Here is a 13,337-nt window from a genome sequence, read left to right as displayed (position 1 = left end):
GATAATGCCACCGAATTGAGAAACCAATTAAAATTAACTTACAATAAAGCGCGTCAAGCGGCTATTACTAACGAAATCTTAGAGATTGTTGGTGGTGCGGAAGCTTTGAACGGATAATTTTAAACAATATTTTACCTTAAAAGAGCCAGCGAAAGTTGGCTCTTTTTTTATTACTTTTAAAATAAAATTGTACCCGATGGAAGTCAAAGAACTCACCACTTTAAACGAAATGCTCCAACAATTCAACACGATGCAATTTTTGTATCCCAATATGACGGTAGAGCGTTATCAATCTTTCTTGACTGATATGATTCCGAAAAGCTATAAACAAGTGGCAGTCTTTGAAAACAACGTTTGTTTGGGTTTAACAGGCTTTTGGTTCGGCACCAAATTATGGACCGGCAAATACATCGAAATCGACAATTTTATAGTACACCCAAATTACCGACAAAAAGGAGTAGGCAAAATAATTTCAAGTTATATAGATGTTAAAGCCAAAGCATTAAATTGTACTTGTATTGTTTTAGATGCTTTCACCGGAAATTTTCCCGCTCATAAATTCTACTACAATTTAGGCTATGTACCAAGAGGTTTTCATTTTATCAAAACTATTGATGAAAATGGATTTTCCTAATACAATAAAATCCTATTTTTGTTTCACTAACAAATATCACTTTGAGTTTATATAAAAGCCTTTTTAAACAAACATTAATCTATGGTTTGGCCACCGTGCTGCCAAGAATGATTAGCTTTTTACTCAACCCACTTTATGTTGACCAATTACCCAAACAAGAATTTGCAGATGTTTCTATAGTGTTTGCTTGGCTGGTATTCTTTAATGTCATACTGTCTTATGGAATGGAAACCGCTTTTTTCAGATTCTACAATACCGAAAATGATAAAAAGCGAGTTATTACTACAGCAACTGTTTCGCTATTTTGGACTTCAATCTTGTTTTTGGTTTTATCCCTATTGTACCGAAATACCTTATCCGATTGGTCTGAAATAAAAGTTGAATACATCACTTACACCATTTGGATATTGGTTCTCGACGCTTTGGTTATTATTCCTTTTTCAAAACTAAGAGCCATGCAAAGGCCAATGTTTTATGCTTTTATTAAAATAGGGAACGTAGGCTTAAATATGGTGCTGAATTTGTTTTTCTTATTGCTGTTACCCAAATTAGCCCAAGTTGATAACGAAGGATTTTTTAACAGTATTTACTTTGAAAACTTTCAAGTCGGATACATATTTGTTGCCAACCTAATAGCCAGTTTGGCCACTTTTGCGGTCTTGTCTCCAAATTATCTCCAAATTAATTGGAAGTTCGATTTTTCTTTGTGGAAAAGAATGATGCAATATGGTTTACCCATTTTAATTGCCGGAGTAGCCTTTGCCATCAATGAACATTTCGATAAAATTTTGTTAGATTGGATGAATGTTTCCAAATCAGATATCGGAGCTTATGCTGCTTGTTATAAGATTGGAATGTTTATGGTTTTATTCAGAACCGCTTATACATTAGGAATAGAGCCATTCTTTTTTAGTTATGCTGCTAATGAAAATGCCCAACAAACCTATGCTACTATTACCAAGTATTTCGTGATTTTCGGATCTTTTATAAGCTTTTTTGTCATCGCTTTTATCGACTTATTGAAATTGCCGTTAGTTCCTGAAGACAGCTATTGGATAGCTATTAAAGTAGTACCGTTGATCGTGGTAGCCAATTTCTTTTTAGGGATCTATACAAATCTTTCAGTTTGGTATAAGTTAATCGATAAAACCCGAATTGGCGCCTATATTTCCATTGTTGGCGCTTTAGTAACACTTTTACTCAATTACATCCTTATCAAACAAGGATTAAGTTATTACGGTTCTGCTATTGCCACAATCTCAGCCTATGGCACTATGATGATTATTTCCTATCAGATGGGTCAAAAGCAATATCCTATTCCTTACGATATCAAAACGATATTGCAATATTTACTGCTTTCACTGATCTTCTCGGGAATTTCGTTTTACATCCCCATTTTAAGAGAAAATTATTTCGTTAAGATAGTATTGCTATCGTTATTTTTATACTTTATTTACCACAACGAAAAAGCAACGCTTTCCAAAATCATTAAAAGAAAAGCCCAATGACCATAAAAATAATCAACAAGTCACAACACGATTTGCCTAACTACGAAACTATCGCTTCGGCCGGAATGGATTTAAGAGCCAATTTAACCGAATCAGTAGTGTTAAAACCTTTGGAAAGAGCCATTGTTAAAACAGGCCTTTTTATAGAGCTTCCTATAGGTTACGAAGCCCAAGTCCGACCAAGAAGTGGTTTGGCTGCTAAAAAAGGAATTACCGTCTTAAATTCTCCGGGTACAGTTGATGCCGATTATCGCGGAGAAATTGGGGTGATTTTAGTAAATTTATCCCAAGAAGATTTTACCATCGAAAACGGTGAAAGAATCGCCCAATTAGTAATCGCCCAACACGAACGCGCCGAGTGGATTGAAGTTCAGGAACTCTCTGAAACTTCTCGAGGAGAAGGCGGTTTTGGCAGTACCGGAGTGAAATAATCGACGGTGTTCAGTAAGCAGAAAGTTTAATTCAAAATATTTAATTCAAGATCAATGAAAATAATAGTTCCAATGGCCGGTCGCGGTTCTCGTCTTCGTCCCCATACTTTAACCATACCAAAACCATTAATTCCAATAGCCGGAAAACCCATTGTTCACCGTTTAGTGGAAGATATTGCCAAAGTGCTCAATCAAGACATTGAAGAAATTGCCTTTATCATTCACGAAAGCTTTGGAAAAAAAGTAGAAGAGGATTTAATTGCCATTGCCGAAAAATTAGGTTCTAAAGGAACTATTTATTATCAAAACGAAGCGCTCGGCACCGGTCACGCCATTATGTGTGCCAAAGAGTCATTGAGCGGTCCGGCAGTTATTGCTTACGCTGATACTTTAATTCGAGCCAATTTCAATTTAGACCAATCAGCTGATAGTGTCATTTGGGTAAAACAAGTAGACCAGCCGGAAGCATTCGGAGTAATTAATTTAAACGAAGCCAATGAAATTGTAGAATTAGTAGAGAAACCAAAAGAGTTTGTCTCGGATTTAGCAGTTATCGGAATTTACTACTTCAAAGACGTTGGGGTTTTAAAAAATGAACTGCAACATGTTTTAGACAATAACATCATCCACGGCGGTGAATACCAAATCAACGATGGTATCAAACAAATGATGGCAAAAGGCATGAAATTTGTGCCGGGTGAAGTAGACGAATGGATGGACTGCGGCAACAAAGAAGTAACGGTTGAAACCAACACCAGAATGTTAGGATTTTTACATGATGACGGAGAAAATTTAATCGCCGACACAGTTAGATTGGAAAATGCTACAGTAATTCCACCTTGTTACATTGGTGAAGATGTAGCCATCATCAATTCGGTGATAGGACCAAATGTTTCTTTGGGTAGAGGAACGCATGTAACCAACAGCAAAATCCAAAACAGTTTGATTCAAACACATGCACACCTTAAAAATGCCAAATTGAATAATGCAATGATTGGAAATCATGTGAATTTTGACGGGGATTTTACCAGTATTAGTATAGGGGATTATTCGGTTTTAGAATAAAAAAAACAAATGAAGAAATTAAAAATGTATCGCTGGCTTTTCGGAATGTTTTTCATTCCAACGCTTCTTTTGGCTCAAACTGAACCCGAAGAAGTGGCAGCTGTAGACGATAAATTTCAAAATTTTTTCTACGAATCACTCAAGCAAAAAGGAATCGAAAATTACGACAAGGCTATTGAAGCTTTGGAACAATGCAAAGAGCTCGAACCCAATAATGCCGTGGTGTATTTTGAGTTGGGTAAAAATTATTTGGCTCAAAAGAAATACAAAGAAGCTTATGCCAATTTCGAGAAAGTTACCCAAATGGATCCGAAAAACCGTTGGGCTTGGGTAGGGATGTACGATGTTTGCTATGATACCCAAGATTACAATCAGTCGATTGTTATTATTCAAAAGTTAATTGAATTCAATGCCGATTATAAAGAAGATTTGACGTCTCTTTACATGAATACCAAACAATTCGATAAAGCATTAGAGCTCATCAATGAGTTGAATGAAAAAGTAGGCAAATCAGACAAACGCGATTTGTACAAAGCCGATATTCTTAAAGATTCAAAATACCAAACAGCCGAGAAGAATCACCTGTTAGACCAAATTAAAAAGTTTCCTAAAGAAGAGGCCAATTACATCAGCTTAATCTATCTCTATTCCCAAAGTAATCAAGAAGAAAAAGCATTGGAAGTAGCCATGAAGTTGGAGAAAGAAATCCCAACTTCCGATTGGGCGCAAGTCAGTTTGTTTAAGTTTCATCTCAATAATAACGATGGTGATAACGCTGTAAAAGCCATGAATATGGTGTTGCCGAGCATAAAAATTGATTCTAAAATCAAGCATCGAATTCTTAACGAATTCCTTATCTATGCGAAAAACAACCCAAAATACGAACCCGATTTGGATAAAGCGATTGCTTATTTTGATGATGATAAAGAGGTTAAAGTAGCCAAAGAAATCGGTAAATTCTATTACAATAAAGCCAATTGGGTTAAGGCCGTTAAATACTTCGAAATGTACCTCAAAAATGCACCCGAAGAAATGGAAACGCTCTTATTGCTGTTACAAGCTTATACCGATAACAACCAATTTGACGTGCTGTCTAAAAAAGCGGACGAATTAACGCAACTTTTCCCAACACAACCGCAGTTTTACTATTATTCGGGATTAGCTTACAATCAATTACAAAATTTTAAAAAAGCGACTTCAATTTTAGAGACTGGCTTAGATTTTGTTATAGAGGATGTGGCTTTGGAAATCAATTTCAACATTCAACTCGGCGAAGCTTATAATGGTTTAGGCGACATGAAAAAGAAAGAAAAGTATTTTACCAAAGCCAATGAACTCATTAACAAACAAAAGAAATAATGAAGTATTGGATTCTAATCATAGCAACACTCTTTTTGGTTTCTTGCAAGTCGAAAGCCGGTATGGTCAACACCAACTCGGTCACTCCTTACGTAGTCGATGAAAATGAGTTGACTTCTAAAAAAGTCATCGAAAATCATTACAACAATAAAAGAGATTTTTCCACGTTATACATTCGATCAAGCGCCAAATACCGCGATGATAAGCAATCTCAAAACGTTTCGGCTGAAATCAAAATCAAAAAAAACGAAAAAATATTAGTCAGTATTCGCTTCTTAGGGATTACCATGGCAAAAGCCTTGATTACTCCGAATGAAGTGAAGTATTACGAAAAAATCAACGGAACATATTTTGAAGGCGATTATGCTTCGTTAAGTGAATGGTTGGGAACCGATTTGGATTTCAAGAAAATACAAAATATGCTTTTGGGACAACCTATAGACGACTTGACCCAACAAAAGTACCTATCGGAAGTAACCGATAAATTTTACAAGTTGAATGCCACGGAAAATAAAACGGAAAAATCATTTTTCTTTGAGTCAAAAAATTACTTGCTCAAAAAACAAGAAGTAGTTCAACCCGAAAAGGAGAGAGCTTTTGCTGTGAATTATTCCGAATTTCAAACGTTTACAACCGCCATTCTTCCTTCCGGATTGTTCATCAACGCCAGTCAGAAGAAAGGCAAAACCGAAATAGCCATCGATTATAATTCGGTTACCTTTAATGAAGAATTGTCTTTTCCGTACAGTGTTCCCGACGGATATGACAGAATTTTTATAAATTAGTCGAGCCAAAATTTACTATCATTATGCCAAAATTCTTTTTCTGCTTACTGTTCTTTTGTTTAGCTACACCCATGTGGAGCCAACCGCCAACGCAAGAAGAACTCGAAGAACGAAAAGCTAAAATTCAACTGGAAATCCAAGAAAAAGAAAGACAATTGCAATCGGTTAAAAGTAAAGAGAAGTCGGTTGTAAGTCAGTTGTTGATTCAAAAGGAAAAAATCGGACTCAAAGAAAAACTTATCCAAACTACCGAAAAGCAAACCAAGTTATTGAGCAACGATATTTACATCAACCAATTAAAAATTAACCAACTCAACCGCGATTTAGAAAAGTTACGGGAAGATTACGCTCAGATGATTGTAAAGTCGTATAAAAGCCGTTCTGAGCAAAGCAGAGCGATGTTCTTATTGTCATCAGAAAACTTTCTGCAAGCCTATAAAAGAGCGCAGTACATGAAGCAATACGCCAGCTATCGCAAAATGCAAGGTGAAGAAATCAAAGGGAAAACCAAACAACTGGAAGATTATAATGTAAAGATTGGCGCCCAAAAACAGGAAAAAGAAAAACTGATTGCCGAAAAAGAAAAGGAAAAACAGGAGCTTGAAAAGGAAAAGCAAGAGCAAGAAAAAATAGCCAACCAAATCAAAAAAGAGAAAGGTAAAATTGCTGCCGAAATCAAAAAGAAACAGCAGGAAACCAAACGAATTGATGAACAAATCAGGAAAATGATTCGCGATGCTATTGCGGCTGCCAATAAAAAAACAGCAGCAGCCAACGCCAAAACAAATCCTAAAACCACGGCGGCTGAGAAAAAAGCCATTGAGTCATCAACCAAAATTATTTTAACCCCTGAAGGTAAAATAGTATCAGATAATTTCAAAGCCAACAAAGGACGTTTGCCATGGCCTGTAGAAAAAGGGGCAATTAGTTTGGGCTATGGAGACCAACCGCATCCGGTATTTAAAACATTACAAATACACAATAGCGGTATTGAAATTGCAACCGAGAACGGAGCATCAGCCCGAGCTGTTTTTGCCGGAGAAGTAACCCAAGTGCAGCAATTAACGCCGCTGAAGAAAGCCGTAGTTATTCGCCACGGAGACTTCTTTACCATTTATCAAAATTTAAGCTCAGTGTCGGTTAGTGTAGGCGATAAAGTTTCGGCCAAACAAGTGTTGGGAAAAATCAGAACAGATGCTGACGGTAAAACAGTAGTTAAGTTTTTGGTTTCACAAAACTCGGTTTTTTTCAATCCGTCGACTTGGTTATCCGGACGATAAAAAAATAAAAAGCCCCAAATCAGGGGCTTTTTTTATACAAATAAGGCTTTTAATTCTGAAGCATCGTTAGGTTTCATTTTCCCGGCCAACACCAAACTCAGTTGTTTTCTTCGCAAAGCCGCATCAAATCTTTGTTGTTCTAATTCAGTTTCCGGTTCAATTTGAGGTACCGGAACAGGATGTCCCATTTCGTCAACCGCCACAAAAGTGTAAATTGCTTCATTGGCTTTCGTTCTGTTGCCCGATTCTCGGTCTTCAATCCATACATCAATAAAAATTTCCATAGACGAAGTAAAAGCTCTCGACACCTTGGCTTCTACAGTTACCACACTACCTAAAGGAATAGCTCGGTTAAAAGCTACGTGATTGACCGAAGCAGTCACTACTATTCTTCGAGAATGTCTTCGGGCGGCAATACTGGCGGCTCTATCCATACGAGCCAGTAATTCGCCACCAAAAAGATTGTTCAACGGATTGGTTTCACTGGGCAAAACCAAATCGGTTAAAACGGTTAAAGATTCAGAAGGATGTTTAGGAGTCATAGCGGTAATTTTTTGCAAAGGTAATTACAGTAAATAAAAAATCCCGATTTCTCGGGACTTTTTTATAATTCTTCTATCAATAACCAAACGTCTTTGTTGTCCAGTTTACGAATATCTTTCATAGTAGCTTGGGCTTCCGCATAAGTAGAAAAACTTCCGTACAATACCGGAAATAACCCATGTTTGTTTTGAGGCAGCCTTTTGGCTTTGAAACCTAATTTAACCAAAGAAGCATAAGCTTTTTCCGCATTGCCTTCTATTCTGAAAACGCCGGCAACTACATGATAAGGCATGTTTTCAGTTGGTACTGTTAGCGTTACACTAGGCAAAGGGTTTTCAATGAAAAAAGTAGCTTCTTGAATTTTTTGGTTGATTTTTTTCTGAACATTCGACTGCACCAACAGCGTTTCTTGTTCAACTTGTGTCAAATAATTGTCGTATAATTTATATCCTAATACGCCAGTTAAACCAATTGATAAAGCAAAAACAGCCGCATATTTTAGTGCTTTGTAACTTTTTCTTTTTTCCGGTGTGAAGGCGATTGGCGCTTTTTCTTCGATTATTTCCACCTCTTTTTTGTAAGCCTCACGCTTAACAGCCGGCGACATAAAAGGGCTTAATCCAAAAGATTCTTTGAGGTAATTGATTTGATCTGCCGGAATGAAAACCAAATTTCTTTCGGAATTCATGGAAAATTCGCCAATGTTTTTCAACGAAAAATAACCAAACTCCTGGATTTTAGTTGTCCAATGCGATACTTCGTTTTGAATAGCATTAACAGCAGCTTCATAGGCTATTTTTTCAGCTTGTGCCAAATGATTAGCCAATAAGCCATCGTTGTTTTTGAGAAACGGATTAAAAGAAATTAATTTTTTAGGCGGATAAAAAGAATGTGAACTCTCATCCAATTGCGCCGACTGGAATTCGGTTAAAAAGGCACCAAACCCCGGAACAGTAACACACTGATAGCGATATAATAATTGGGAAATATATTGTTCAATCTTCATACCGACAAATTTAGAGAAACAATAGTAGTATCAAAAAATTATTCACAATTTTTATTAACAATCCCAAAGAAAAAACCGCTATTTTTGTAGTATTTTATTGATATGAATCGAAACGAATTATTTTATCTTTTGGCGCTTCAACAAGTTGAAGGTGTTGGCGATATCATGGCTAAAAAGCTATTAACCGCCTTTGGTTCAGCCTATAATGTTTTTCAAGCCAAACCTAATCAGTTGCGAGCCATTGAAGGAATAGGCGAGGTTTTAATTCGAAAACTGAAAGACAAATCAATTTTTGAAAAGGCAACAGCCGAAATAGAATTTATTGAACAAGAAGGCATTCAGGTTTTATACTATACAGACGCCAATTATCCGGAACGATTAAAACATTGTATCGACGGTCCGGTTTTGTTATTTGCTTCCGGAAATTTTGATTTTCGAAATCGAAAAATGATTAGCATTGTCGGAACCCGACAAGTGACAGCCTACGGAACGGAATTTTGTAAAAAGCTTTTGGAAGATTTAGCTATATTCAATCCCATAATTGTAAGCGGATTTGCTTATGGTGTTGATATAGTGGCTCATCAAACTGCAATGCAATATCAGTTGCAAACCGTAGGCGTTTTGGCTCATGGTTTGAATCAAATTTATCCCAAAAGTCACAAAAAGTATGTTGCCAAAATGGAACAAAACGGTGGTTTTTTAACCGAGTTTTGGAGTAGTTCCAGTCCCGAAAAAGAGAATTTTGTAAAGCGAAACCGCATAGTAGCCGGTATGAGCGAAGCCACTATTGTTATTGAAAGTGCCGACAAAGGAGGTTCGTTAATTACGGCAAATTTAGCCAACGATTACAATAGAGATGTGTTTGCCTTGCCCGGAAGAATTACAGACAAATACAGTCAAGGTTGCATCGACTTGATCAAAACCCAAAGAGCACAATTGATTACTTCGGCAGCAGATATAATTTATAATTTGAATTGGCAAGTGGTTACCAATCCACCCAAATCCATCCAAAAACAGCTTTTTGTGTCTTTAGATTTGGAGGAACAAAAAATTTATGATTACTTGCAGCAAAACGGCAAACAGCTTATAGACATTATAGCCTTAGCCTGTGATTGCCCGATTTTTAAAGTTTCGTCAACGCTTTTAAATATGGAGTTAAAAGGCGTTATCCGACCATTACCGGGAAAATTATTTGAAGCGGTTTAAAAGCATAACTTATGAATGTCATCCAAACAGCTGATTTTTTGTCTATTACTGCCACTAAATTGGAAAATATTTCGGCTAACGATATTTCGGTATTGATAGCAAAATTACAAGAGGCAAAAAACCATAACCCTCAAATTACGGAAGATACTATTAGTCAATTTTCAGAAGCCTTACTGCATCACAGTAAGGCTTTAGAAGATGTAATGCACCAACGCGTACTGGTTAATTTTTTTACCGAGAAAGATTATCCCAGAAGTATGTTTTCCCATTCGCTCTCCTTTCAAAGCAATCGCAATACCAGATTATTCGTAGAATTGTTTTTGGGAACAGAGTTGCTTCGGTTAATCCAACAAAGAATGACAGAAAATAATTTTTCTGATTTGAGAGCATTAGCTGAAATCCAAGGGTTTTTCCCCGAATCTGTTTCGGCAAAAATAGTTCAGGAATTGCAAACTAAATTAGAGCTCGCAACCACAGCATTAACACCAAAACAAAGCGATTTTTCAAAGATAACCTACATCAAAGAAGAAGATTTTTTTGGGTTAGTCAGCCAGTTCAAATCCCCTTTCTTAGAAGAGAAAATGAAAGCGCTTTTCACAGCGGTTAAGAATTGGTATTATCTCAATAACAATTCTGAGTTGGCCAAAGTAACTTTTGCCGCAATGAAAAAATACGTCGCCATTGATCCGACTTTTTCTGAACAAATCAGTCAATTTAAAAGGGAATCGGAAATGCAATACCAACCATTTACCATCAACAGAAGTAAATATAAATGGGTGTATTTTTTGGTTGGTTTAGTAGTTTGCTTGGAATTGAATTTTCTTTGGAATCGATTGTCCGCAATAAATTTTAACACCGAATCGGAAACTTTTGATTATACGGCAGAACCGCCAAAATTAGATCGTTATTACACCGGTATGAAATTTAAAATAGATAGTTTTCAGGTGTTTTTAACGGATTATAATCCGAAAGAAATCCGAAGATTATCGCCCATAACAACGATTAAAACAGGTCAAAATCCGTTTGAGACTTTTTATGAACATCCGCCAACAGGAGAAAGTTCCAACAACCTTCGTGTGGCCAATGAATCCTTATATGATATGGTGCTTTTAGAAAACGCCATACTGTATGATTCGATTGAAATTCCGCGAACGGCACATTTCATCAAAGCGGGCGACTTTCATTACATTCATTTTAACCGAGAAGACACCAGAACAGTTTTCAATGCATATGTCGGAAAAAAATTGGCTACTTTTCAAACCGAAAGCAATCATTTGTTTGTGAGAAGCGGTTCCGTTGTAGAATATCGTTTTAGCGAATTGGCACCCAATGCCAACGCCATTTTAAAACAAGATTTTGAGTTTAAAAACGACGTCAAGTTGTATTATCGTAATGGAGAATTGATTCAACAATAACTATTCAAAGCCTAATTTTAAACGAACTCTTTGTAATACACCGTCGGCAATTTTCCCGGCTTTTTCTGCACCTTGTTGTAACAAGGCATCCACTTCGGGTAAATTGTTCATGTAGTAGTTGTACTGCTCTCTTTCGGTTTTGAATCGTTCGCAAATCAATTCGAATAGAGCTTGCTTGGCATGACCGTAACCAAAATCGCGGTTTGCATTGGCGTATTTGGTTTTCATTTCCGCAATTTGCTCGGCATCGGCCACCAATTTATAAATGGCAAAGATTTTACAAGTAGCGGTGTCTTTAGGCTCTTCTAATGGTGTGCTATCGGTTTCTATGCTCATGATTTGCTTGCGCAAGGCTTTGTCATCCAAGAAAATATTGATGATGTTACCACGTGATTTACTCATTTTTTGCCCATCGGTACCCGGAACATACATGGTTTCTTCTTGTACTTTTCCTTCGGGTAAAACAAAAGTTTCTCCCATTTGGTGGTTGAAACGAGAAGCCACGTCGCGGGTAATTTCGATGTGTTGCATTTGGTCTTTGCCTACCGGTACGAAATTGGCATCATACAACAAGATATCAGCAGCCATCAGCATCGGATACGTAAACAAACCGGCATTTACATCTTCCAAACGATCGGCTTTGTCTTTAAAAGAATGCGCTAAAGTCAACCGTTGGAACGGGAAGAAACAGCTCAAATACCAAGACAGTTCGGCAGTTTGTACCACATCACTTTGACGGTAAAAAACCACTTTATTTACGTCTAAACCACAAGCCAACCAAACTGCCGCTGTGCTGTAAGTGTTTTGGCGAAGTTCGTCACCGTTTTTAATTTGAGTTACCGAATGCAAATCGGCTATAAACAAAAACGATTCGTTACTTGGGTTTTTCGACATTTCAATAGCTGGTAAAATAGCTCCCAATAAGTTTCCTAAATGTGGCGTTCCGGTACTTTGGATTCCGGTTAGTATTTTTGGCATTTTGAATATATTTTCTTCCCGCAAAGTTAAGCCTTTGTAGCAAAAATTGCATACGTTTGATTACTTTTGACAATATGAGAGTCTTGAAAATTATTTTTTGGATACTATATCGCGTTTGGTTTTATATTTTAATTGCGATTCCAATCATAGTGATGTTCCCGTTTTTGTTGGTTTCCATACTTTCAGAGAAATGGTATCCTTACTTTTTTGTGTTGGCTCGAATTTGGGCTAAGTTTATTCTTTTCGGAATGGGATTTAGGACTAAAGTGAAATTTGAGCAACAACCCGAAGAAGGGAAGAGTTATATGTTTGTAGCCAATCATACTTCCATGACCGATATCATGTTGATGTTATCGGTTATTAGAAATCCTTTTGTTTTTGTGGGGAAAAAAGAGCTTTCAAAGATTCCACTTTTTGGGTTTTTCTACAAAAGAACCTGTATATTGGTGGACAGAAGCAGTTCTAAAAGCCGCATGGCCGTTTTTGAAAGAGCACAGCAAAGATTGCACCAAGGCTTAAGCATTTGCATTTTTCCTGAAGGCGGTGTTCCTGATGAAAGTGTAGTATTGGACGAATTTAAAGATGGCGCTTTTCGCTTGGCTATAGATCACGAAATTCCAATAGTTCCCATGACATTTTTTGATAATAAACGATTGTTTTCTTATACTTTTTTTAGTGGAAGTCCGGGTTTGATGCGGGTAAAAGTCCACCGCTTTTTTGAAACAAAAAACCAAAGTCCCGAATACAAAAAAACACTTAAAAGTGAGGTTAGAGAGTTGTTGTTGAACGATTTACAAACCGACCAAAATTAAAAAGAGTTCCGTAATGCGGAACTCTTTTCAGTTATTACTCGAAAGCAATAACACCACTTAACTAATTTTAAACAAGAACAAACTAGAATTTATAACTAAAGCCGCTGTAAACGCCAAACAAATAGGGTCTGAAGTTTCCGGTATCATTGCTAAAGGTGTTGATTTGGTATTTAAAAGTTGGTTCGATATGAAACTCAAAAGATTTCAGTAAATCATATTTTAATCCTAAACCAATATTGGTGCTAAAGTGAATGTTATTTAGGTTATTGGCTGCTCCCAAAACGATAGTTCTATTGTCTGAAACCACGGAAATGG

At 36.8% G+C, this 13,337-nt stretch carries 14 protein-coding genes and 1 pseudogene; 11 read left to right on the top strand and 4 right to left on the bottom strand.

What is annotated here, in order from left to right; all coding sequences use genetic code 11:
* The 8 genes from ACIQ32_RS09065 to ACIQ32_RS09030 form a co-directional block, all read left to right on the top strand.
* Positions 1–117, top strand: a 117-nt coding sequence (locus ACIQ32_RS09065; RefSeq protein WP_396195370.1) for a F0F1 ATP synthase subunit gamma, incomplete at its 5' end; no start/stop codon positions are given.
* Positions 118–196: 79 nt separating this feature from the next.
* Positions 197–634 carry a GNAT family N-acetyltransferase gene (locus ACIQ32_RS09060; protein WP_396195369.1) on the top strand — a complete coding sequence of 146 codons (438 nt, stop codon included), beginning with the start codon at positions 197–199 and terminating at the stop codon, positions 632–634.
* Between the two features lie 41 nt (positions 635–675).
* Entirely contained in the window at positions 676–2,142 is a 1,467-nt protein-coding gene (locus ACIQ32_RS09055; protein WP_396195368.1) for a lipopolysaccharide biosynthesis protein, read from the top strand.
* On the top strand, positions 2,139–2,573 hold the full coding sequence (gene dut, locus ACIQ32_RS09050; protein WP_396195366.1) for a dUTP diphosphatase: 435 nt from the start codon (positions 2,139–2,141) through the stop codon (positions 2,571–2,573). Before ACIQ32_RS09055 ends, dut begins: the two co-directional genes overlap by 4 nt.
* Before the next feature lie 54 nt (positions 2,574–2,627).
* Positions 2,628–3,638, top strand: a complete 1,011-nt coding sequence (locus tag ACIQ32_RS09045) for a sugar phosphate nucleotidyltransferase (RefSeq protein ID WP_396195365.1) — start codon at positions 2,628–2,630, stop codon at positions 3,636–3,638.
* A 9-nt stretch (positions 3,639–3,647) separates the two neighbouring features.
* Complete coding sequence (locus tag ACIQ32_RS09040; protein WP_396195364.1) at positions 3,648–4,997, top strand: tetratricopeptide repeat protein; 1,350 nt, start codon at positions 3,648–3,650, stop codon at positions 4,995–4,997.
* Positions 4,997–5,782: a DUF4292 domain-containing protein gene (locus tag ACIQ32_RS09035; protein ID WP_396195363.1), complete on the top strand. Its 786-nt coding sequence runs from the start codon at positions 4,997–4,999 to the stop codon at positions 5,780–5,782. Before ACIQ32_RS09040 ends, ACIQ32_RS09035 begins: the two co-directional genes overlap by 1 nt.
* 23 nt (positions 5,783–5,805) lie before the next feature.
* Entirely contained in the window at positions 5,806–7,062 is a 1,257-nt protein-coding gene (locus ACIQ32_RS09030) for a murein hydrolase activator EnvC family protein (RefSeq protein WP_396195362.1), read from the top strand.
* A gap of 32 nt (positions 7,063–7,094) precedes the next feature.
* On the opposite strand, the gene ACIQ32_RS09025 is transcribed toward ACIQ32_RS09030, so the two are convergent.
* Together ACIQ32_RS09025 and ACIQ32_RS09020 are read right to left on the bottom strand one after the other, a co-directional pair.
* On the bottom strand, positions 7,095–7,604 hold the full coding sequence (locus ACIQ32_RS09025; protein ID WP_396195361.1) for an acyl-CoA thioesterase: 510 nt from the start codon (positions 7,602–7,604) through the stop codon (positions 7,095–7,097).
* A 62-nt stretch (positions 7,605–7,666) separates the two neighbouring features.
* On the bottom strand, positions 7,667–8,611 hold the full coding sequence (locus tag ACIQ32_RS09020; protein WP_396195360.1) for an SPOR domain-containing protein: 945 nt from the start codon (positions 8,609–8,611) through the stop codon (positions 7,667–7,669).
* A 102-nt stretch (positions 8,612–8,713) separates the two neighbouring features.
* Between ACIQ32_RS09020 and dprA the strand changes: the two genes are divergently transcribed.
* Positions 8,714–9,817: a DNA-processing protein DprA gene (gene dprA / locus ACIQ32_RS09015; RefSeq protein ID WP_396195358.1), complete on the top strand. Its 1,104-nt coding sequence runs from the start codon at positions 8,714–8,716 to the stop codon at positions 9,815–9,817.
* A gap of 11 nt (positions 9,818–9,828) precedes the next feature.
* Positions 9,829–11,232, top strand: coding sequence for a hypothetical protein (locus ACIQ32_RS09010; RefSeq protein ID WP_396195357.1), 1,404 nt, complete (start codon positions 9,829–9,831; stop codon positions 11,230–11,232).
* Here the strand turns inward: ACIQ32_RS09010 and trpS are convergent, their stop codons facing one another.
* The gene (trpS, locus tag ACIQ32_RS09005; protein ID WP_396195356.1) at positions 11,233–12,210 is read right to left on the bottom strand and encodes a tryptophan--tRNA ligase; all 978 of its coding nucleotides are present in this window, start codon (positions 12,208–12,210) and stop codon (positions 11,233–11,235) included.
* Positions 12,211–12,284: 74 nt separating this feature from the next.
* On the opposite strand from trpS, the gene ACIQ32_RS09000 reads away from it, so the two are divergent.
* A complete protein-coding gene (locus tag ACIQ32_RS09000) occupies positions 12,285–13,022 on the top strand; it encodes a lysophospholipid acyltransferase family protein (RefSeq protein ID WP_396195355.1) in 738 nt (245 codons plus the stop codon).
* Between the two features lie 82 nt (positions 13,023–13,104).
* Here ACIQ32_RS09000 and ACIQ32_RS08995 read toward each other — a convergent pair.
* Positions 13,105–13,337 (bottom strand): annotated as a pseudogene (locus tag ACIQ32_RS08995) (hypothetical protein); the annotation flags it as partial.

The organism is Flavobacterium sp., from assembly GCF_044373165.1.
Lineage (GTDB): Bacteria > Bacteroidota > Bacteroidia > Flavobacteriales > Flavobacteriaceae > Flavobacterium.
This window is presented reverse-complemented; position numbering and strand designations above follow the sequence as displayed.

Excerpts from the sequence above, each read along its gene's own strand:
- ACIQ32_RS09060 (WP_396195369.1), top strand. The coding sequence starts at position 197 with ATGGAAGTCAAAGAACTCACCACTTTAAACGAAATGCTCCAACAATTC.
- dut (WP_396195366.1), top strand. The coding sequence starts at position 2,139 with ATGACCATAAAAATAATCAACAAGTCACAACACGATTTGCCTAACTAC.
- ACIQ32_RS09045 (WP_396195365.1), top strand. The coding sequence starts at position 2,628 with ATGAAAATAATAGTTCCAATGGCCGGTCGCGGTTCTCGTCTTCGTCCC.
- ACIQ32_RS09040 (WP_396195364.1), top strand. The coding sequence starts at position 3,648 with ATGAAGAAATTAAAAATGTATCGCTGGCTTTTCGGAATGTTTTTCATT.
- ACIQ32_RS09035 (WP_396195363.1), top strand. The coding sequence starts at position 4,997 with ATGAAGTATTGGATTCTAATCATAGCAACACTCTTTTTGGTTTCTTGC.
- ACIQ32_RS09030 (WP_396195362.1), top strand. The coding sequence starts at position 5,806 with ATGCCAAAATTCTTTTTCTGCTTACTGTTCTTTTGTTTAGCTACACCC.
- ACIQ32_RS09025 (WP_396195361.1), bottom strand. The coding sequence starts at position 7,604 with ATGACTCCTAAACATCCTTCTGAATCTTTAACCGTTTTAACCGATTTG.
- ACIQ32_RS09020 (WP_396195360.1), bottom strand. The coding sequence starts at position 8,611 with ATGAAGATTGAACAATATATTTCCCAATTATTATATCGCTATCAGTGT.
- dprA (WP_396195358.1), top strand. The coding sequence starts at position 8,714 with ATGAATCGAAACGAATTATTTTATCTTTTGGCGCTTCAACAAGTTGAA.
- ACIQ32_RS09010 (WP_396195357.1), top strand. The coding sequence starts at position 9,829 with ATGAATGTCATCCAAACAGCTGATTTTTTGTCTATTACTGCCACTAAA.
- trpS (WP_396195356.1), bottom strand. The coding sequence starts at position 12,210 with ATGCCAAAAATACTAACCGGAATCCAAAGTACCGGAACGCCACATTTA.
- ACIQ32_RS09000 (WP_396195355.1), top strand. The coding sequence starts at position 12,285 with ATGAGAGTCTTGAAAATTATTTTTTGGATACTATATCGCGTTTGGTTT.